Raw genomic sequence first — 19923 nt, 5'->3', positions numbered from 1 at the left:
CAGCTTATCCGAGCGCCTCCTCCAATGGCTTGGATACTCCAGCGACCCGCATCCGCTCGTCCAAAAGTCCGCTGGTCAACAGATGCCTGATATGACCGATACGCTGGAAGCGCGGCCCCTCGACTTCCTCCAGCGTGACATTCGACTTCCGGTATGCCTGGTAGAGTTGCTCGGCACCCTTGCGCGCATCCCATTGTGGCCTGAAGGCAGGCAGGGCAAGCGCGATCTTGTCGAAGTTGACCCGATAGGAGCGTTTGTCGGGTCCGGCGTCGGGCGCGAGTTCAAGCCGGCAATCGGGCACGATCTCGGCGACGATCTCGGCGATGTCCCGGATCCTGTAATTGTGGTCGGTTCGTCCCACATTGAAGGCTTGATCGTGAATGGCCTCGCGGGGCGCCTCCAGCCCGGCAATGAATGCCCTGGAAATGTCCTCGATATGGACGATCGGCCGCCACGGTGTTCCATCGGACTTCAGCAGGATGACGCCTTTGGTGACCGCCCACGCGACCAGATTGTTCAACACGATGTCGAAACGGAGCCGCGGCGAGAGCCCATAGGCCGTGGCGGGGCGGAAATAGGTGGGAGAAAAGCTGTTGCTGGCCAGTTCGGAAATATCCCGTTCTGAAAGGACCTTGGACCAACCATAGGGCGTTACCGGCTTCAATTCGCCCGTTTCATCGACCATCCCGTCGCCCGCCTGTCCGTAATTGCTGCACGACGAAGCGAACAGGAAGCGCGACACGCCGGCGTCCTTGGCCGCTTTGGCAAAGCGGACGCTGCCCTTATGGTTGATTTCATAGGTGATGTCCGGATCAAGGTCGGACAGCGGGTCATTGGAAAGGGCCGCAAGGTGGATGACGGCATCGAACCCTTCGAGGTCGCGCGCATGCACGTCCCTGACGTCCTTTTGGATAGATGGAATTGAAGCCCGCTCGCCCCCAGCGGCAAAGGTGCAGCGCCGGTAGAGATCGCTGTCATAGCCCGTCACCGAATGCCCGGCACGAAGCAGCATCGGCACCATCACCGATCCGATATAGCCTTGATGGCCGGTTACCATGACTTTCATCGCGCACCTCTTCTCAAACCGATATTGATATCCGGGAGGCTACTTGGGCTTGAAGGAACGGGGGAGAACGCCAATGGACGCCCAGGTTTCCCCGTTCGAGGAAGCGTTGCCGGCGCTTACCTCCTTTGCAGTGGCGCTCGTCTAATGCTTTCGGAGGAATCGGCGCACTTCTTGCCTTGCGTTGCCTGCTGCACGCAATCGCGCGTTCATTGACTTTGCGCTTCGGGGCGGCCTTGAGCTATCAGCTCCAGGATCCAATCTTTGTATCCGCGGCTGTTTAGCTCTGGCGGCTTGAAAACCGTGCGCTCCGCCTTGAAGGGAGAACCTTCGACATCCATCACCTCTCCGCTGGTCGGATCGCGCCAGCGAGCGCGGACGGAAGCCGCCGAAAGCCGCGCCAGGTCCACTGTAATGCGGCCGTTGCCGGGCATGTAGACGACAGCATAGGATCCGTCCCTTGCGGTCGCAGCGACCGCCCTTTCCATGCCCGCGCTCATACCGTTGACCAGGAAGCTGTTCGTGGCGTCGGGTTCGAGCAGCCACCATTTTATCGACGAGACGAAGGCGAAAAGCACCTCCATGCTTTTTGCCCCCGGGCTGTTCAGAGCCTCTTTCCACCCCAATGTTTGCCGATGGAGACCGGGCCCGCCGAAATGCCATATCGGGTTGTTGCCGTAGAGGTGGCCAAAGGCGCCCGAGAGGATCGCCTGGTAAGCCTGAATGCGGACCCGGTACTCGTCGGTACCACTTTCGAACTCATAGGCGCTCTCAATCAGGAAGAAAGGCATACCCCTGCCGTACTCCCTGACCGCGGCAGTGTAGACAGGGCCGTATGTGTAGATGTTGTTCACGTTCAGCCAGGATTCGTGAGTCCACAAATCAAGTGGTGGCGTTTCGGGAGCGCCATGGATGGTGCTAAGAGCGCCCGGCTCCTCGTCAAGGATGCCTTTGGCAACAGCCCTCACCAGATCCTTGTCCGCTGGATCATCATCGCCACCGTTGACCCACATGATATTGTCGAAGTGCCGGTAGCGATGTCCGACGAAATGGCCGTACGAAGCAAGCCTTCCTGGCCCAGCAGCCGCCATGTTCTGATACCAACCGTCAATACGACCGCGATAGCCGAGATAGGCTGGGGCAAGCAGCACCAGGAAACCGAGGTCGCATGCCTTCTGCAGGACACGGTCCGCATGGGCAAAATACGCCTCATTCGGAACGGCGAAATCGGCGTTGCCAGCGAATGGTCTCTCGCCATATGCGTTTGCGGGCGCGTTGCGGGAAAATCGGTGCTCTAGCAGGTTGACCAGCACCGTGTTGAAACCACGAGCCTTGCGGTCCTCAAGATAGAGGTATGCTTCGTCATCCTTCAGATCTGCGATGAGGGACCAGGCCGAGTCGCCATGCATCAAGAATGGATCGCCGTCCTTGTCGACCGGAAAGCTCTTTCCAGATTCGATCCGTAAGGGGAAACGCGTCCCCTTGTCGCGTTCGCAGGCCAAGCTTCCGGTCTCCATAGCCACCAAATAGACGCAGGTCATGAGAACAGACATCAAGCGCATTGCGCTCACTCCCTCCGGCCCGTCGTTCATGCTCACCCAGGGGTCGGCGCCCCGGAGACCTCATGGATGGCGGAGTGCCTGGAGTTGAACTCCGCTGAGGTGACAATGCCGAAGGCTGCGTCCTTGCGGGTCATGGTGCCCGCGCGTAGCGGCCGCGTATAGGAGTCAAGGCCGTAGTTGTCTGCGGGACGGTCAAGAAGCAGCAGGTAGAGGAAACTGATATAGGCGCGGTCCGTCAGGCCGATCGTGGCATATCTGCTTTCGAAATCGTCGGTGTCCATCATGTCCAATATCATGTCAGCAAGCTTGCTATTCCCGCTTTCAAGAGCTGCCGACCAACGATCCACGCTGGCCGTGTCGCCATCGTGACCAAGAATGAGGCAATAGACGAAACTTGCCTGCCTCACATATAGGGGTTTGTTTGCAGCCAGGGTCTCTGGATCGCATTCCCGGTACGGCCTAGGCGCCGGCTGCGGGCCGCGGGTGAAGTCACGCACCGTCTTATAGGCCGGCTTAGGCTCGCCGACCCTCCATTTACCATAGGGCGCCGGGATCAGCCTCACCAATCCCATATTGGCTTCCATGCTAGGAGCCCAGTAGGCCTCATCGACGAGTTCGTAGATGTGCGCGGCCTCGACCTTGTACTTCTTGTTGAGGTCTTGAAGTCTCGTCATTGTCTGCTTGATGCCGTCGGCCTGCTGCTTCTCGCCGCGCTGGCTTCCGTAAGGGTTGTCGAATTCGGTAACCCATATCGGCTTGCCGTAGGCCGAGATTTCCCGGAAAGCCCATTCCGGATCCTCGCCGTACATATGCCACACCGAGATATCCCAAGCGATGCCGTCCTGCTTCATCCGTGCGAACGCGCCGACGTGGCCCCATCCGGCGGTGCCGATCGCCTTGCTGATGGTCGGATCGGCCGCAATCATCCCTTCGGACAGGCCCTTGAGGACGGCACTCACTTTCATCCAGCGCGGGCCGTAGTAATCGAGCGTTCCCGTTCCACCTGCAGGTCCCCAACCACATGGATATTGCGAACCATCATCGCGCTTCTCACAAGGTTTGATGATGGCGTAGTTCTCCATCTCGTTGCCGAGTTCCCAGACACGGATGTCGGCCTTGAACCTTGAGCCAAGTGCGATCGCAAGTTTCCGGGTCCTGGCGTAAAGTTCTTCCGGACTGTCCTTGTCCATATCGATGCCGGCGGGCGTGAGGACGGGCAGGATCTCGATGCCTCTCACCTTTCCGGCGGAGACAAGGTTGGCAAGCATATCGACGTCGCTCTCGCCCCTAACATTGACCCTGTATGACTTCAGGCCGAGATCCTTGACGAAGTCGAGTTGCCGTTCGATCGGGATACCCGGATAAGCAACTATCGGATGGCCGTTAATGCCCCAAAGGAAATTGGCGGAGGCAGACGAGACGAACGCCAGCAGGCAAGCCAAAGCGACTGCGAAACGAAACGACATGGCGACAGTTCTCCCGGTCGGGGGCGGCCTCGATAGTCGGGACTGCGAGCGCCGGTAGCAATCTACCCATACGGGTGACCGACGCGTCTGCGATACCCCTTTCGGAGGTCGCCACCAACTCAAGCCCTGTCTTGAACCTCTTACGCTCTATTTTACCCAAATCTGATCAGCCCTTAGCTGATCTGGAACAAGGCCCGACAACTCCGGCCGGCATGCCCGTTACCCCTTTCGTCTGTGATTAGTCCTTACTTTGAAGGTACTGACCTTTAACTGGGTTTGTTGGACTATTCAGCGTGACGAAGGCGGCCCCGCCGCTACCGGGAAAGGGCACTATGCCTTCTGTTAAACGCGCACTTCTGATGAGCACGGGCGAACGTTATGTCCTGCTCGTATCGAATTTCGCCACGACCGCAGTGGTTTCGCGCATATTGACACCACAGGAAATCGGCGTGTCGGTGATCGGGATGGCAATCCTGGCGATAGCCCTGTCCGTCAGGGAATTCTCCAGTTCAAGCTTTCTGATCCAGCGCGGGGAACTCAGCCGCGAGGATATTCGGGGGGCCTTCACAGTGATGTTCGTCCTTACCGGGATTGCCGTCACCGTTCTCCTAGCCGCGTCCCCTATTCTGGCTTCAGTGTACGCGGAGCCGAACCTCGTTCCCTATTTTCGAGTTATTTCAGCCTGCCTCTTCCTCGACGCTTTGGTCATCCTGGTCAACGCTCTCCTGCGCCGGGACATGGCCTTCGGCAAGGTAGCTGCCATTAGCATCACCAACGGAGCGACAGGAGCCGTGGCAACAATCGCTTTGGCGTTCGCGGGCTTCAGCTATATGAGCTTCGCTTGGGCGTGGCTAATCGGCAGTGGGCTTGCTGCATGCCTTGCGCTTGCCCTGTGCCCGCATTTCTGGATGTTCAAGCCAACCCTCGTCAATTGGCGCGCAATGGTCTCGTTCGGCGGATACAACGGCTCCATCGCCATACTCTTCCGCATTTTTGACGCCCTGCCCCTGCTCTTGTTGGGCCGACTGGTGTCACCGAATGCCGCAGCCTTGTTCAGCAGGACCCTTTTGATCAGCCAGATACCCGACAAACTCCTCCTCGGAGGGGCCGTGGCTGTCGTATTGCCGGCGTTTTCGGCAGAGGTCAGACAAGGCAGCGATTTGAAGCGCCCGTATCTCGCGGCCCTTTCTATTGTCACGGCTTTCTACTGGCCGGCTCTCCTTGTGCTCTCAGTGCTGGCCTACCCGGTCGTGGACGTCGTGCTCGGTCGCCAATGGATCGAGGCTGCGCCGCTTGTTCAGGTCCTCGCGATTGCTCTTCTCTTCTCCTTCAGTTTTGAGCTCAATTACCCGGTATTGGTTGCAGTCGGTGCGATCCGCGACTTGTTCATCCGTGCCCTCATCGTCTTCCCGATTTCTGGCATTCTGTTGTCAATGGCTGGCATCTTCGGTGGATTGCAGGCGGCCGCCTGGTGTATGCTGGTGACGATTCCTTTCCAGGCATACGTTGCCCTGAGCTTCGTTAGGCGACGGTTGGGATTGAAGCTGAAGGATATCGCCGCAGCGCTATGGGGAAGTGCAGTCATGGCCATGGCGAGCGCGGCTGGTCCGCTGTGCGTGGCTTTCTTGTCGGGCACAGGCTTCGCTCTTTCGCATGGGCAGGCACTCGCAGCAGGGGTGTTGGCGTTGGCTGGATGGGGAGCGGCATTGGTCCTTACCCGACATCCTTTGGTTGACGAGATAATCAAGTCCATCCCCGGTTTCGGGCGTGCCTCGCTCCGCCCGGCCGAGTGAGGCGAGCATCAGTGAACACGATGGCCGACGAAAAAGTCGCATGGCCAGTGGTTATCCAAACGAGCCTGGAAGGACGCGAATGTTCATGGACGAGAACCAGCGGGACAAGAAGCAGGGCCTCACCCTGCCGAAAGGCTTGGAGTGCGAGCCATGCCGAAGCAGCCGAATTTGCCATTCGAACCTCCTGACCTCTGTCACCCCTTCCAATCAGAGCGTGCACGGCCGCAGTATCATGCTGCCGCCGCGCGCATGCATGCACCAATAGCGAGCACAGACCATGGTCCTTTCGCGCAGGAATGGGTTCTCGCAGGTCATCGGCGCAAAGCCACAGAAAATATGCCTTTTCGGAATGTTTGGCGGGGGTAATTTCGGTAATGACGCGTCGTTGGAAGCGTTCTTGATTTTCTTGCGGGAAGCTCGGCCGGAGGCGGCTATCGCGTGCGTCTGTGTTGATCCAGATGCCATTGGTAAAGCGCATCAGATTGCCACAACACCAATCAGCGCCCCAGAGTTTTCCAATGCCCTCCTGAGGTTCTGCAATAAAGTCAGCCTGAGAACAATTGGAAGGCTAGCGAACTGGGGCCGGGCAATCAAATATGTCAGGCAATTCGACATCATAATTGTGCCAGGAACGTCAACGTTAAACGACTACGGCTCAGGTCCATTTGGAACATCCTACGGTCTGTTCCGCTGGGCTGCATCTGCGCGACTGTCGGGGGTGAAGTTCTGCTTTATTGGAACCGGCGCAGGTCCGATCCTAAATTCTACCAGCCGCCGGATGTTGAGGTCTGCAGCGGCCTGGGCCTACTTCCGTTCGTTCCGCGATCAGGTCTCCAAGGATTTCTTATCGTCACTCGGCATCGATACAAGTAGAGATGAAGTCTACCCAGATCTGGTGTTCAGACTGCCTACGCCATTGCCCGCGCGAGACAACACCGGAGGAAAACTGACGACAGTTGGGGTTGGGCTCATGAACTACAACGGCTGGCGCGCAGGCGCGCGCTCAGGATCGGACACCGCTATCTATGAAACCTACATCGAGAAGATGGGCCGTTTCGTCAACTCATTGCTGGATCGAGGCTACCGAGTACGCCTAATTATCGGCGAAACCGTGGATATGCGGGCAGTCAGGGATATCGGTCGAATTGCTAAGGCAAGCGGATATGACCTGATCGACGGCACCCGCTTCACGCGGCAGGCTCGTCAGCTTGTCGCCGAGCCAATCAAGTCCCTGCATGACGTCATGCGGCAAATTGGCGACACTGACGTCGTTGTCGCCACACGTTTTCATAACGTGGTTTGCGCTTTGAAGCTTGCTCTACCGACAATCTCCATCGGATACGAGGCCAAGAACGATGCGGTGATGACTGATTTCGGCCTTGGGAATTTCTGTCAATCCATAGAAAATCTCAACCTGGACCTGTTGGAGACGCACCTCACGGAATTGCTGAAAAACAGGAAGCACTATCGCGCAGTCCTTCGGCGGCACCTCGATGATGTACTGTTTCGGGTAAAGGAGCACGAGCAGGAGTTGTTGTCCAAGTTCCTTTGATTAAGCCGAGGCGCTAATTATTGCCTACTGAAAGATTGTCGATCGCGCGATCAGTCGCGGCTTCAACAGCCCAGCAGCTCCTGTGGATGCGTTCGGTCAGCGGCCGCCGCCTTAAAGATTCTCCGAGCAGAACTTGGCTTCGTCAATCTCAGGGCCCGTTGAAAGACGCCAGCTTCGTTTCCAATTCGAATAGGGCAGCCATTCAACCAGCGATTTGGCCCAATCCGCGGCGTTCGGAGCGACCTGCCGCTCTTTCAGGCCCTTCAAGAGTTCCTGAGCCGCGTCCAGCCTTCCCATCAGTGTCCATTTTATGGCCAAGCGCATCATTCTGGCACGCATACATTCCTTTTTACTTCGGAAGGTCGCCTCGTCCCAACACTGAGCCCCGAAGGCACATAAAATGTCAAAACGCTCAAGTAAGGCTCTTAACTGGTTCGCACCGAGCTGCTGGCTGGTAAGCGAATTCGCGTGCCACCGTGTGTAGACGAGTGGCGCGTGCAGATAGGCGAGCTTGCCACGCAGGACACTGCGCACGACTGCAGAAAAATCAAAATGGATCGGGGCATCGTTGAAGAAAACCGCGCTTTGCGCGCTGCCAGGAAATCGAACGAATAGATGGTGATAGGGCAACCAATTAATGCTTTCGTCTAGCATCTTGGCCGCAATCTCAATGCCTCCAAAAATACCTTGCTTCAACGGCAAATTCGCGCGATGGACCCTGTCCATGAAGATGTCGTGGCAAAGAACGACTTCGATTTTTTCATCGCATTGAGCAATCTCCACGAAGCGCGAGATACAATCGCTATGCATCAGGTCGTCTGCGCATAGAACCTTCACGTAAAGGGCCTCGGTGGGAACCGCACAAAGCGCCTTAGTCCAGTTTTCTCGCAGCGGAAGGAGGCTGTCATTGCGAATGGTAATCAGTTCAACACGCTCCGACCGAAAGCGATCGATGATTTGCGGCGTGTTGTCCGAGCTGCAATTGTCAACGATAACGTGTATAATGTTATCATAACTTTGCCGCTGAACGGATCTCATCGTAGCCTCGAGATAGGCACCTCCGTTGTATACGGGCGTTACCACCGCGACGAGAGGTAGAGCTGGCGCCGAGCGGTGTCTCATAACGTTATCTTTTTCGTTTCGGACGTCGATATTGAATTGACCTACTCAAAAGCGAGAAGCCGACCTCAGCTTCTGTCGGTGGCTTTGTTTAAGATGAGGCGTTCAGCCCAGGATCTTGCTCATGGCAAACGGCTCCGATGCTCCGATCCGGGCTGCGCGCCACCTTGATGCCCTGTCGTCGATCTGGGCGCTGCCGATGACGGTGATATTCCCGGTGCGACGAACCAGTCGGACAGGTATCGAGTCATAGGCACTTCAACATAAAGATAAATGAAGACTGAAACGCAGGTTACGGCCATGGGGGTCACGAACAACAGCACCGTGGCCAGCCGTGCCGAATTTCCGCTTTCGACAACGAGCTTTTCGGAGATGAGATCCATGAACCAGTGTGTCAGATAGATCGCGTAGGTGCATTTGGCGAGAAAGTTCACAAATCTCGAGTCGTTGTAGATGCCAAGCTGCTCCAGAATAACAACCCCCAGCAATAGAAGCGACATCGGCACGCCGAGGGCGAGGACGCGGGGCAGCGCCGGCCAGAAGAACGGACGCAAGACTGCAGCCACAGCTCCGAAGGTGACTGCCGCCGCTGCGAGAACAACGACGCGGCGCCGCGGCATTTTGAAAAGGAACGGCCCAGAGCTGACAAGCGTGAAGATGAGGATGCCGAGGGCAAAATCGATCAGTATGGGATTGGTGTAGAATACGAAAATCGGGTTTTCAAATCTCGTTATTTTGCCAGCGCCTGCAAGGAGTACCGCAAAGGCGGCGGAATAGAAAACACCGTTTTTGGCGCTGGCAGTCTGAAAAGCCGCGATAATCAAGCTGAACTCGACGATGACCAGCAAGGTCCAGGTCGGATACAGGATCGGGTAGGGACCATAGGGGACGAAGGCAAGCGACATGAAGAGTGCTGACAAGGGCGTCGAATGGTTATTCATCGCGTAATTTTCGACAAGAAATGCGAGAACCGTGAAGCCCCAGTATAAAGGCACGATGCGAATGAGCCTTGCGCGCAAATAAGCACCTGCGGACGTGCCGTTGTTCCCGAGCACATGCGCGCTTAGAAAGCCGGCCAGAACCACGAACAGATCCGTTCCGAAACGGAAAATCTCCAAGACAGCCGGATGAATGTGGGCGGCGCCAACCACTGCGGGCATGTGGATGTAGGCGATGGCATAGGCGGATACGAGCCTCAAAAGCTGAGGATTGTGCCAGAACTTCCTTGCCTGAGCAGACCGGGCCGTGGCCGGAGAGTACTCAGCGTTGACCCTGGACGTTATCGATGCCAGGCCGACCGTGCCGAGTGTTAAGAAGACCATCGCCCTATCCAATGAAGCCGCTACGGTGGCCTGTTTGCCCTCGATCGGCTTCGATCTCAATTTACCGGAGGCGAGCGGACCTGAGAATTGACCCAAACGGCGCATTGCTAATCCATTTGAGGAATATTGGGTCAATCGTTTCTGTTAGGCCGTCGAGCGCGGATTGGCACCCGGCCAGACACGAAGCCTTCAATCAGCGCGGCTTTGCGGCCGGTTTCGAGAAATCGACAAGGTCGCTTCCTTCGGACGGTCTCCAGCCGCGGGACCGCTCCCCGAAATCGGCGTCAACCTGGACCATCAGTTCCAGGTATTTCCACGCGATCCACCGCCAGGAATAACTGCTTGCCCTGGCGTTGCCCTTGGTCACCAGCCAATCGCGCAAGGCTGGGGTGAGCACAAGCTGGCGGACCTTCTCGGCCCACGCATGGACATCGTCGGGATCGGCATAAAGAGCAGAGTCCCCACAGATTTCCGGGAGGCACGGCGAGCTCGATGCAATGACGGGACAGCCAGACGCCATCGCCTCGACCGCGGGGAGCCCGAAACCCTCGATGCGTGAGGGGAACAGGAAGCACAAAGCGCCCTCGAGCGCCTTCTTGAAGTCGTCATCGCCTATGCGGCCAAGCAAGACGATGTTGTCGGGCAGTTTCGCAACGTATCGCAGGATCGTGGCTTCGTCGACGTCGCCAGGCATCCACAGATCCAGACCCATGTCATCGAGGAGTGGGGCCAGCCGGGCGAGAAGCTCCAGGTTCTTGTATTCTTGGTCCCCCCGGCCAAGGCAAAGGACATATGGCCTACGCCGATCCACGGCCAGGGACGATTTCTTGGCATCCCATCTCCTGGCATGGTCGCTGCCGTTGTAGGTGACGACAATATTTTCCTCCGGTGCTATTCCGAATTTGATCAGATGACTTCGCGCCAGCTGCGAGACCGTCGTGATACGAGCAGCCCGCCTGCCGAGCGCTGGGAGGATGAGGCGGTGCGCCCACCGGAAGCCTCTCGCATAGCTCAACGGCATCAGCCTGGTGTGCATGTCGTGGATACAAGCGATTTGACGGCTAAGCATGACGGGAGCGAGATTGCAGAAACTCAGCAACCCGCCAGGCACATGCCAGGGCAACTGCGCCTGAACCCAAAATTGAGGAAGTCGTGGTCTGTTGAATTCCGGAATGATGCGGACGGCGATGGCCTTAAGGGGCAAGGGTTCGGTTAGCGGGCGTGGGATCACCAGATCCATGTCCAGGTCGCGACCAAGGGGATGACCTTCCGAAATGAGAGCATCGAGAGCCATGGTCACTTCGCGAGCATAACGGGCTACTCCATTACGGCGAAGCGTCGTGAAGTCTCCGTTTATCGTCCAGCGTCGCCTCGCCGCCCCCTGATCCCGTGACTTTCGCTCGGGTATACCAACCAGGTATTTGGCGTCTTCGACAAGGGTTCCCGCCAGCTGTGTGCCGCTGTCGTGGCCATTCAACCGCCTTGATGGCGGCGACTGCGTCGCATCGAATTCGGAATTACCCATAACCCTCTCCGGTCCGGCCGCACCTGTGGTCAGATTAGCATTCTCGGTCGCGCACGGCCCTCCAACGTTCGAGGTAGGTTCAACACCGCCCTCGCCCGGCCGGATGAGGCTCCGCGCCAACAGGTGACCGAATGGCCGTAGTGACTGCGCCCCTATGGCCGCTCCACAGTGAAAGTCTCGGGGGTAAGGGCATGCCACGACGTTGGACGATCAATGGGCGCTTTCTTTCCCAGGCGACAACGGGCGTGCAACGTTATGCCCATGAAGTCGTCCGTTCGCTGGACTCCTTGATTGAGGAGCGAGTACCACTTGCTAGCGATCTCCAGCTCCGCCTGCTCTGTCCACCCGGATCCGGGGACATCCCCCTCACGTCCATCGAACGCCGCGAGATCGGCGGCGCGCGCGGGCATGTTTGGGAGCAAGCGCGACTTCCCGTCGCTCTCGACGGCGGCGGTCTGCTCAGCCTCTGCAATACCGGGCCGCTGCTTGCCCACAAACATATCGTTTGTATTCATGACGCAAATGTCTGGAACGCGCCGCAGAGCTATTCCCTCGCCTTCAGAAGCCTTTACAGAACGCTGTTGCCTTGCCTCGGCAAGACTGCGTGGAGTATTTCGACTGTCTCCGATTTCTCGCTCGGTGAACTCATCCGCCAAGGCGTGATCCAGGCCCATCGGGCCCTCGTGGCCCCTAACGGCCATGAGCATGTCTTGCGTTGGAAGCCTGAGCACTCGGCGCCGACACGGTTGGCGGCCTCCCGGGACACCATAGTCATGATCGGAAGTGCCGCACCCCACAAGAATGTAGACCTCGTCCTGAACATGGCTGACCGGCTTGGAGCAGTCGGGCTCAGGATAGCCATCGTCGGAATGTCGGAATGCCGCGTTTACCGGTCAGGTTCTGCGCGCACGCAAGCGCGAAACATCCACTGGCTTGGCCGCGTTTCGGATGGCGAGTTGGCTGCTCTCCTTGCGGACTCGCTCTGCCTGGCCTTCCCGTCGCTTACCGAAGGCTTCGGCCTCCCTGCCCTCGAGGCGATGGCTGTCGGCTGCCCGGTGGTGGTTTCCGACCGCGCAAGCCTGCCTGAGGTCTGCGCGAGCGCGGCCCTATACGCTTCTCCCGACAATCCGGAGGCATGGTTCGACAGCTTCATGCGACTTCATCGTTCTCAGGCGTTGCGAACGGAGATGGTGGCGAAGGGAAGGGCAAGAGCCTCAGCATACAGCTGGAGGGCGACGGCGTTGCTTTATCTCAAGGCCATGGCGGCCGCCGACGGCCTCGACGCACAAACCAAGGGCGCCAGGGTGCGCGAACTCATATGATGTCGTGAAGCGACTGGACTGCCCCGATCGATTCCAGAATCGCGCGATCGAAGTTCTCTTCGGAAAAGCGCGCTGCATTGGCGGTGCAGGCACTGGGGGTGATAGCGTGGCTGTTTTCTTCGAAGCGCACGACCGCCGCCTTGAGAGACTCGATAGTCTGCGCCTTGAACAGCACCCCCGTCGGCTCGGCCGATGACCCCAGGCGCCGCACGATGTCAACCGCGCCGCCGCGGCCGAAGGCAATCAGCGGGGTCCCGCAGGCTTGCGCCTCGGCCAAAGCGATGCCGAAGTCCTCGCAGCCCGCGAAGACCATGGCCTTTGCCCGCGCCAGCGTCTCTATATACTCCTTGCGGGGTAGAAAACCCGAAAACGAGATGTTGGGCCCAGCCAGCGATCGCAAGCTGGCGGATTGCTGGCCCTCGCCAACGACGACCAGCCGTCGCGACGGCATTTCGTTGAAGGCCCTGATGACCAGGTCGGTGCGCTTGTATGGGGCCAGGAAGGATGCCGAGACGTAGTAGTCATCCTTGTCCTCCACACACGGCAGTTCTCCTACGCAAACCGGCGGGAAGACGACACGCGCGTCGCGCCCGTAGATGTGCTGGATTCGGGAACGGACATAGTTCGAGTTCGCCAACATCAGGTCCGGACCATGCGCGGTCCTGGTATCCCACGTCCTCAGCCGGTGCAGCATGTATCGATAGAGAATTCCCTTGGGACCAAAGCCCAACCTTCCCTGCTGAAGATAGGAGAACTGCTCATCCCACGCATAGCGGACGGGGCTGTGCACGTAACATAAATGCGGTTGATCCGGCCTGGTGATGACGCCGCGCGAAAACGCGGCCGAAGAGGAGATCACCGCATCGTAGCCTGTCACGTCGAACTGCTCGATCAGGAAAGGGCAAAAGAAGAAAAGAGACCGGTAGAACTTCCGCACCATGGGAATCCGGTTGGCTGCCGACGTATGGAATTCCACATCCCGGAAATATTGCTCTTTGACGTCGGCCGGCAGAAAATCGAAAAGCGTGAAGACTTCGGCATTCGGAAACTGCTTGCAGATTTGCGCAAGAACCCGCTCCCCTCCCCGGAAGTTGGGGCACCAGTCGTGAACCACCGCTATTCTCGCGTATCTGTCGACACTTCCCGGCGCGGTCGGCGGTTTCTCGATTGGCACCGCGAATTTGGCGGCGATTGCCAGGTCGGAAGAACGTTCGTGGAGCATGGTTCCCCCCTTGCCGCAGCCAGCAATCGCACTGCCGGCAGTCTCCCTTTCATGCCATGGCTCTTGCAAGTCGTCCGATCGGTTACAGGACGCTGGGAGCGCGGGCCGGCCTAATCCTTTTGGTTGGAGCGAGTCGGCCCGCAATACGCCAAAAGCCTGTGCTCCGAGGTAACCTGGGGCTGTGCTTACCCTTTTATGCAGGCTGTCCAGGTGTGTTCGCCGTCCTAGGGTCGGCGGACAGCGAAACATGGACCTGGCATGAGACTGGCAGTGATTATCCCAACCCTAGGCCGCAGCGCGCAGGTTGCGCGCCTGCTCGGCTATTTGGGTAGCCAGAAAAGACTTCCCGATGAAGTCATAGTGTCCGCGCCCGACGCCACGCATGTTGAATTGCCGGCCAGTTGCCCCTTTCCTGTAAAATGTGTTTTCGGGCCGAGGGGGCTGACCGCACAGCGGAACACGGCTCTTGCGCCGTCGCTGGCGCGCTTCGACATCATCACATTCTTCGACGACGATTTCGTCCCATCGGCCGAATACCTGAAGCAGGTCGAAGAAGCCTTTATCACAAATGACGAGTGGGCGGTGGTGATGGGCAGGGTCATCAAGGACGGGGCCGCCAACGCTGGCCTCACCTGGGAAGATGCCGAAGCCGCGCTGCGGGCAGCAGAGGGCACCCGCAGTGCCGGACCTTCGGCAATCGACCATGTGGGTGCATACGGATGTAACATGTCGGTCCGTTCCTCGCTTGTGGGCGATTTGCGTTTCGACGAGCGCCTCGTCCTGTATGGATGGCAGGAGGACATCGACTTCACCAGCCAACTGAGATCCAAAGGCCGGGTGGTCTGCGTATCCTCGATCAGGGGAGTCCATCTGGGCATCAAGACAGGTCGCGTCAGCGGAGAGCGATTCGGCTACTCCCAGGTTGCTAATGCGATCTATCTGATCAGAAAGGGGTCCGTGCCGGCCTCTTTCGCGCTTCCCCTGATGCTCAGGAATATTGCAGCCAATCTGGCAAAGAGCCTGTGGCCCGAGCCGTATGTCGACCGTAGGGGCAGGCTCAGGGGTAACCTGCTCGCTATCCTGCACGTCGCGATTGGCCGAATCGAACCCGAGTACATCTTGAAAATCTGACGAAGGGGAAGACAATGCGCAAATGGGTTTTGACGATCGCGTCTGCCTCACTGGCCGCGACAGTCGCCGGCGCCTTGCCTTCCGCGGCTGCCGAGTATCTGCTCGGACCCCAAGATAAGGTCAGGCTCAAGGTTTATGAATGGCGCGCATCACGTGATGTGATTTTCGAATGGACGGCTCTCAACGACGCTTTCGTCGTCGGTGCCGACGGCACGCTCTTCCTTCCGTTTGTCGGCCAGATACGCGCGCAGGGCACCGCTCCCGGCGACCTCGCCCGGGCCATCGGCGATCGCCTGATGCGGAACATGGGGCTCGGCCGCCAGCCCGATGTCGCTGTAGAAATTGTGCAGTACAGACCTTTCTACATCGTCGGCAATGTCAAGCAACCCGGGGAGTTTCCTTATCGGCCCGGACTGACCGTGCTGCAGGCGGTGGGGATCGCGGGCGGCCTGCCCATACGCCAGGACGACATATCGCGGCTGGGGCGGGAAGTCATCTCAGGCCAGGGCGATGTGGGTTTACTGGCGCTGAACAATGTCAGCCTTCTTGCCCGCAAGGCGCGCCTCGAAGCCGAACTGGCCGGCAGCGAGGAGATCTCGTTTCCTGCGGAATTGAACGACAGGGCTTCCAACCAAACCGTTGCATCGACAATGGACCAGGAGCGCAAGATCTTTGCGATCGGCAAGGACGCGCTGACGACGCAACTGCGTTCACTCCATGAACTCCGGGACTTCCTGGAAAAGGAACTGGACTCGCTGGGACAGCAACTGACATTCCACGACAAACAGATCGAGCTTGTCCAGAAGGAGCTCGCGAGTGTTTCGACGCTTGTCGAGAAGGGACTGGCGGTTGCACCACGCGAGCTATCGCTTGAGGGGACGGTCGCGCAGATGCAAGGGGACAGGCTCGCTGCCGAGACCTCGCTGCTGCGCGTGAGGCAGGAGATCAGCAAGACCGACATCGAGATTCTCAACATCAGCAACCGGCACGCCAGCGAAGTCGCTGAAGGTTTGCGCGAAACCCAGCTGCAGCTCAACGAAGTGACCAGCAAGGCCGATACCGCGGTGCAGTTGCTGCACGAAACCGAGATTGCAGTCCCCGCCCTACTCGCTCTGAGGCAACGCTCCGAAAGTGCCAAGCCAATCTTCAAGATCGTCCGGACGACGGATAGAAGCACAGCCGAACTTCCCGCCGAGGAGACGACAGCATTAGAACCCGGCGACACAGTGAAGGTCGAGATCCCGGCGCCGGACGCAGGTCTGGCTAGCATACCTGCAGGCGGTAGCCTTCAGGCCGAGACGGTTCCGGTTCAGGGCATCAATTGATCAAGTCCGCGATCCGCCAGGGCAACTGACCAGTTGGCTGATCGGTCCCCCCGCATCAGATCCTGTGACGCTCTCGATCGCCTCCATATGATCGGCTTGGCTTGTGCCCTGAAACCACGGCGGCCGAAGCCATTCAGGAAGATCAGGAAGATGAAGCAAGACTCGGCACTCAAGCCGACCGTCTAGGCAATGCTCGCAGCACTTGCCTTGCTCTTTGAGGCCGCATATCAGTGAGCACCGTGGGCCCTCAGGCCCCGGACGGAACCTTGTGCCGCAGTGAGTCGATCCGTCCTGCCACTGGAGATGTCGGTGCTCATGACACTAATCGCCCTGGCGGCTGCGGGCGCTCTGATAGGCCTGCGGTTCAAGGTTTCCGCCCTTCTCGCAGCCACCGCCCTGCTTGCGATTGGAAGCTTGGCCTGGAACGGCTTTGGATTTCCGGGCCATGTGAGCGTCCTCAAATTCCTGATCCTGGCATTCGTGTTGGCAGGCGCGTACATCATAGGGGTGTTTCTGTCCGTCCGCTGGAAGCAAACCGCAGAGTGACGGGTCAGGGGGATTAGGAGGTCCTGTCGAAGCGCATCACCGCGAAGACGGTCCTGAACAGGATCACGATGTCGGACCAGACAGACCAGTTCCGAACATAGTGGCTGTCCAGCGCCACGCGCGTGGCGTAGTCCACGCTGCTTCTTCCGCTCACCTGCCAAAGACCGGTCAGTCCCGGCCTGGCGCGGAGATAGTCCGCTACGTGGTCGCCGTAAAGCTGGAGCTCTTCCTTCACGACCGGCCTTGGCCCCACGCAACTCATGTCGCCACGGACAATGTTGTAGAGCTGGGGGAGTTCATCGAGGCTTGACCTTCGCAGCATTCGCCCGAGGAACGTCACGCGCGGGTCGTTCCTGATCTTGTGGGTCTTCTCCCACTCCATTCTGATGTCGGGATTGGCTTCGAGGCAGGCTTTCAGAACGGCTTCCGAATTGGCGACCATCGAACGGAACTTATAGCAGTTGAACGGTCTTCCGCCGAGGCCGACCCGGCGGTGCGGGAACACCGCCGGGCCGCCTGTCGTGATCCTGATGAGCAGGGCAACAGCAACCATTACCGGCGCGGCCATGACAAGCGCCGTGACCGCTATGATCAAATCCAGGATTCGCTTCAGAAGACCTCCCACGGGAGGATTTGTAGAGCCTGCCCTGGTGGCGGGTGACAAGTCGATCAACAACACCCCGCCACTGTCGTGGTCGGGAGCCGAAACAACATGCAGGACCGCTCGGTTGTCGACTGCTACCGGAACGGATGGCGGGCCCCAACTCGAGGGTGCCAGATGTGACTGCTTCTCGAAGGCGTTTGTCATGACGATCATTGTTTCGAATTGTGTGACGCTGACAGTTTCCCAATCTGGAGGACGCTCGGCAAGAAAGGCAAAGGAGGTAGCACTACGCGCCCCACCCTAACCCTAATGCCAAGGGATGATCCCGAACGTCTTCCAGGCTTTCGACGACGCATCTGCCCTTCTCATGTCGTGCGCTGTTTGGATGTCATCGCCCGAGCGTTCGCCAAAAGGGCTCCAAGCACATGCGCCCTGCTGGCCTGCAACGCTCTGACAAGGTCCCGCAGCGTTTCGGAATGCGTCTTGCCCCATTCCGCAACGATGACGACACCGTCCAGAACGGATCCGACCATCAGTTCGTCGGCTCCCGAGGCCAGTGTCGGCAGGTCAACGATGACAACGTCGTAAGCGCCAAGTTCGTGATCGGCGAGACCAAAAGCTGTAACTTCCGAGAGGAACGCCTCCATGTTGCGTGGCGTCAACAAGTCGGTGCCCTCCACCACGGAACTGCGAAGCAGGTCGAACGATCGGCCTGGTGCGCGCACGATGCTGAGCCGGATCGGGTCCTGGCACAGTCTGTCATAGGCAACCGAGCGGCCGAGCAGCCGCATGGTGGTCACCGATCGCCGGACATCGGCGTCGATCACCAGCGTCTTTAGACCCGACATCGAGTAAAGCGTGGCGAGATTGCTGATGACGGAACTCTTGGGACTGCCGTTGGATACGGCGGTCAACCCGAGGAATTTGACCTGATGGTTGGTTTCCGCAAGGCTGATCTCGGCCCGTGCCTTCCTGAGGCACTGGCTGTATCGCGAGTAGGGACGTCTCTTGACCTCGTCAATGTGGCCGGATTCCATTCGCTTGCTCGTCAAAGGCAACTCTCCGAGGCACTCGATGCCGAGGTTCTCCCTGATGTGCCGCGGCGACCTGACGGTCCAATCGAGCGTGTGCCTCACAAACGAAATCCCGATGCCGACAATGAGCCCGGCAATCGCGGCGAAGGCAAGGACCAGTTTCGGCCTTGGAGCGCTCGGATAAAGCGGCGCTGTCGCGGCCGTGATCACCCTCGCGTCGGCCACGGGATACGATTGCTGGCTCACCGAGTTGGTGTAGGCCTGGAGGAAGCTTTCGTACATCTTCTGATAGGTTTCGGCGGTCACCTCGAGCTCTTCGAGCGTCGGCACGGCGTTGACGCCGTCCGTGGCATTGGCCTCTTCATTGTTGGCCTCGTTGCCGACGCTGTAGTCGTGCCGAGAACGGAATTCCTGAGCCTTCGCCATGGCCGCGTTCATTTGCGCACGAAGCTGCTGAAGACGCTTCTCAAGCCACGCGCCACCTTCCCGTGCCGCGTCGGCCTTGGTTTCGATCTGTTCATGCACGAAGGCATCGGCCGTGGCGTTGGCAATGTTGGATGCGCCCTCGGGATCAACGGAGGTGAAGGAAATGTCTATCGCGTAGGAAACACCGACCCTGCGGATATCGAGGCCGTCGCGGAAACTCGACATTGTGTGGCGGAATTTCTGATAGTCGCTCAGTGATGCGGCGGGTTCTGGCATGCCCAAGCCGAAATAATCCCACAGCGAGGTCAGCCTGGCGCTTTTTTGGGCTCCCAAAGCGTCAGCCAGGACCATTTTTATTTTTCTGAATGCCCCCGGCAAAATCGGCGCTTGTGGACGGTTAAACTTAGGGTCTTCGACGAGTTTCTGCTGCTCAATGACCATCGCGGCGATTTTTTCCGACTGCATCACTGCGATCTGGCTTTCCACCTGCGCGGTGTCCAATGACAGGTTTACTTCTCCGCCCTCCTGGAGATGTTGCGGCACTTTCGGCTCGATCAGGATCTGCGCACTGGCGGTAAACACCGGGTCGGTGGTCGAGTTGTAGAACCAGGCCACCAAGAGCGCGGCGCCAAGGCAGGCAATGATCGTTCTGAGGTAACGCCGCAAAAATCCGGTTATATCAGCGAGGCCGATAAACTCCTGGCTGATGGCACCCTGCTTGTTCGTTGTCGCAGGCCATTGATGAGGCAACATGCGGTCCATTCAACTTCTCCTGCAGGCGTGCGGGAAACTCCGGCGCACGCGCCATCCTGATGCAGGCGAAGCATGTTGTCCGGCCGATGTCTGGTGGAAAGCTGCGGCCCCGCGATCCCAGATTGCCCCAAAAGACTATCCCGGCGGTGCGGAAGGTA

15 protein-coding genes are annotated in these 19923 nt (G+C 58.6%); 6 read left to right on the top strand and 9 right to left on the bottom strand.

The annotated features are described in order from the left end of the window. Positions 1–4: 4 nt before the first annotated feature. The 3 genes from FJ954_RS25005 to FJ954_RS24995 form a co-directional block, all read right to left on the bottom strand. Positions 5–1066: an NAD(P)-dependent oxidoreductase gene (locus tag FJ954_RS25005; RefSeq protein ID WP_140663959.1), complete on the bottom strand. Its 1062-nt coding sequence runs from the start codon at positions 1064–1066 to the stop codon at positions 5–7. A gap of 206 nt (positions 1067–1272) precedes the next feature. Next, positions 1273–2625 carry a DUF4038 domain-containing protein gene (locus FJ954_RS25000; RefSeq protein ID WP_181177919.1) on the bottom strand — a complete coding sequence of 451 codons (1353 nt, stop codon included), beginning with the start codon at positions 2623–2625 and terminating at the stop codon, positions 1273–1275. Positions 2626–2657: 32 nt separating this feature from the next. Then, positions 2658–4091, bottom strand: a complete 1434-nt coding sequence (locus FJ954_RS24995) for a DUF4214 domain-containing protein (protein ID WP_140663955.1) — start codon at positions 4089–4091, stop codon at positions 2658–2660. A 359-nt stretch (positions 4092–4450) separates the two neighbouring features. Between FJ954_RS24995 and FJ954_RS24990 the strand changes: the two genes are divergently transcribed. Continuing rightward, positions 4451–5884: an oligosaccharide flippase family protein gene (locus FJ954_RS24990; RefSeq protein ID WP_246681145.1), complete on the top strand. Its 1434-nt coding sequence runs from the start codon at positions 4451–4453 to the stop codon at positions 5882–5884. Between the two features lie 277 nt (positions 5885–6161). Continuing rightward, on the top strand, positions 6162–7436 hold the full coding sequence (locus tag FJ954_RS24985; protein ID WP_140663952.1) for a polysaccharide pyruvyl transferase family protein: 1275 nt from the start codon (positions 6162–6164) through the stop codon (positions 7434–7436). 111 nt (positions 7437–7547) lie between these two features. Here FJ954_RS24985 and FJ954_RS24980 read toward each other — a convergent pair whose 3' ends face one another. From FJ954_RS24980 to FJ954_RS24970, 3 genes are all read right to left on the bottom strand, one after another. Beyond that, positions 7548–8558 (bottom strand): glycosyltransferase family A protein, encoded by a 1011-nt coding sequence (locus FJ954_RS24980; protein ID WP_140663950.1) that lies wholly within the window; start codon positions 8556–8558, stop codon positions 7548–7550. 119 nt (positions 8559–8677) lie between these two features. Beyond that, positions 8678–9982 (bottom strand): acyltransferase, encoded by a 1305-nt coding sequence (locus tag FJ954_RS24975; protein WP_140663947.1) that lies wholly within the window; start codon positions 9980–9982, stop codon positions 8678–8680. Positions 9983–10070: 88 nt separating this feature from the next. Further along, on the bottom strand, positions 10071–11402 hold the full coding sequence (locus FJ954_RS24970; RefSeq protein ID WP_140663944.1) for a glycosyltransferase family 1 protein: 1332 nt from the start codon (positions 11400–11402) through the stop codon (positions 10071–10073). 245 nt (positions 11403–11647) lie between these two features. Here FJ954_RS24970 and FJ954_RS24965 point away from each other — a divergent pair, with 245 nt between their 5' ends. Further along, positions 11648–12724 (top strand): glycosyltransferase family 1 protein, encoded by a 1077-nt coding sequence (locus FJ954_RS24965; RefSeq protein WP_348641144.1) that lies wholly within the window; start codon positions 11648–11650, stop codon positions 12722–12724. Here the strand turns inward: FJ954_RS24965 and FJ954_RS24960 are convergent. Then, positions 12717–13946, bottom strand: a complete 1230-nt coding sequence (locus FJ954_RS24960) for a glycosyltransferase (protein WP_140663938.1) — start codon at positions 13944–13946, stop codon at positions 12717–12719. The genes FJ954_RS24965 and FJ954_RS24960 overlap by 8 nt on opposite strands. A 258-nt stretch (positions 13947–14204) precedes the next feature. Here FJ954_RS24960 and FJ954_RS24955 point away from each other — a divergent pair, with 258 nt between their 5' ends. The 3 genes from FJ954_RS24955 (at position 14205) to FJ954_RS24945 (ending at position 16948) form a co-directional block, all read left to right on the top strand. Beyond that, positions 14205–15077: a glycosyltransferase gene (locus FJ954_RS24955; protein WP_140663935.1), complete on the top strand. Its 873-nt coding sequence runs from the start codon at positions 14205–14207 to the stop codon at positions 15075–15077. Positions 15078–15091: 14 nt separating this feature from the next. Beyond that, positions 15092–16402 (top strand): polysaccharide biosynthesis/export family protein, encoded by a 1311-nt coding sequence (locus FJ954_RS24950; RefSeq protein WP_140663933.1) that lies wholly within the window; start codon positions 15092–15094, stop codon positions 16400–16402. 315 nt (positions 16403–16717) lie between these two features. Then, positions 16718–16948 (top strand): hypothetical protein, encoded by a 231-nt coding sequence (locus FJ954_RS24945; RefSeq protein WP_140663930.1) that lies wholly within the window; start codon positions 16718–16720, stop codon positions 16946–16948. 13 nt (positions 16949–16961) lie between these two features. Here the strand turns inward: FJ954_RS24945 and FJ954_RS24940 are convergent, their stop codons facing one another. After that, positions 16962–17573, bottom strand: a complete 612-nt coding sequence (locus FJ954_RS24940; protein ID WP_224720491.1) for a sugar transferase — start codon at positions 17571–17573, stop codon at positions 16962–16964. A gap of 344 nt (positions 17574–17917) precedes the next feature. After that, the gene (locus FJ954_RS24935; protein ID WP_140663924.1) at positions 17918–19774 is read right to left on the bottom strand and encodes a GNVR domain-containing protein; all 1857 of its coding nucleotides are present in this window, start codon (positions 19772–19774) and stop codon (positions 17918–17920) included. Positions 19775–19923: the final 149 nt, after the last annotated feature.

It is taken from the genome of Mesorhizobium sp. B2-3-15, assembly GCF_006442875.1.
Taxonomy (GTDB): domain Bacteria; phylum Pseudomonadota; class Alphaproteobacteria; order Rhizobiales; family Rhizobiaceae; genus Mesorhizobium; species Mesorhizobium australicum.
The sequence above is the reverse complement of the archived record's forward strand: the minus strand, read 5'-3'. Positions and strand labels throughout refer to the sequence as shown.

What these genes read in the sequence shown, in the direction of transcription:
- FJ954_RS25005 (WP_140663959.1), bottom strand. Translation starts at nt 1,066, where the DNA reads ATGAAAGTCATGGTAACCGGCCATCAAGGCTATATCGGATCGGTGATG.
- FJ954_RS25000 (WP_181177919.1), bottom strand. Translation starts at nt 2,625, where the DNA reads ATGCGCTTGATGTCTGTTCTCATGACCTGCGTCTATTTGGTGGCTATG.
- FJ954_RS24995 (WP_140663955.1), bottom strand. Translation starts at nt 4,091, where the DNA reads ATGTCGTTTCGTTTCGCAGTCGCTTTGGCTTGCCTGCTGGCGTTCGTC.
- FJ954_RS24990 (WP_246681145.1), top strand. Translation starts at nt 4,451, where the DNA reads ATGAGCACGGGCGAACGTTATGTCCTGCTCGTATCGAATTTCGCCACG.
- FJ954_RS24985 (WP_140663952.1), top strand. Translation starts at nt 6,162, where the DNA reads ATGGTCCTTTCGCGCAGGAATGGGTTCTCGCAGGTCATCGGCGCAAAG.
- FJ954_RS24980 (WP_140663950.1), bottom strand. Translation starts at nt 8,558, where the DNA reads ATGAGACACCGCTCGGCGCCAGCTCTACCTCTCGTCGCGGTGGTAACG.
- FJ954_RS24975 (WP_140663947.1), bottom strand. Translation starts at nt 9,982, where the DNA reads ATGCGCCGTTTGGGTCAATTCTCAGGTCCGCTCGCCTCCGGTAAATTG.
- FJ954_RS24970 (WP_140663944.1), bottom strand. Translation starts at nt 11,402, where the DNA reads ATGGGTAATTCCGAATTCGATGCGACGCAGTCGCCGCCATCAAGGCGG.
- FJ954_RS24960 (WP_140663938.1), bottom strand. Translation starts at nt 13,946, where the DNA reads ATGCTCCACGAACGTTCTTCCGACCTGGCAATCGCCGCCAAATTCGCG.
- FJ954_RS24955 (WP_140663935.1), top strand. Translation starts at nt 14,205, where the DNA reads ATGAGACTGGCAGTGATTATCCCAACCCTAGGCCGCAGCGCGCAGGTT.
- FJ954_RS24950 (WP_140663933.1), top strand. Translation starts at nt 15,092, where the DNA reads ATGCGCAAATGGGTTTTGACGATCGCGTCTGCCTCACTGGCCGCGACA.
- FJ954_RS24945 (WP_140663930.1), top strand. Translation starts at nt 16,718, where the DNA reads ATGACACTAATCGCCCTGGCGGCTGCGGGCGCTCTGATAGGCCTGCGG.
- FJ954_RS24935 (WP_140663924.1), bottom strand. Translation starts at nt 19,774, where the DNA reads ATGGACCGCATGTTGCCTCATCAATGGCCTGCGACAACGAACAAGCAG.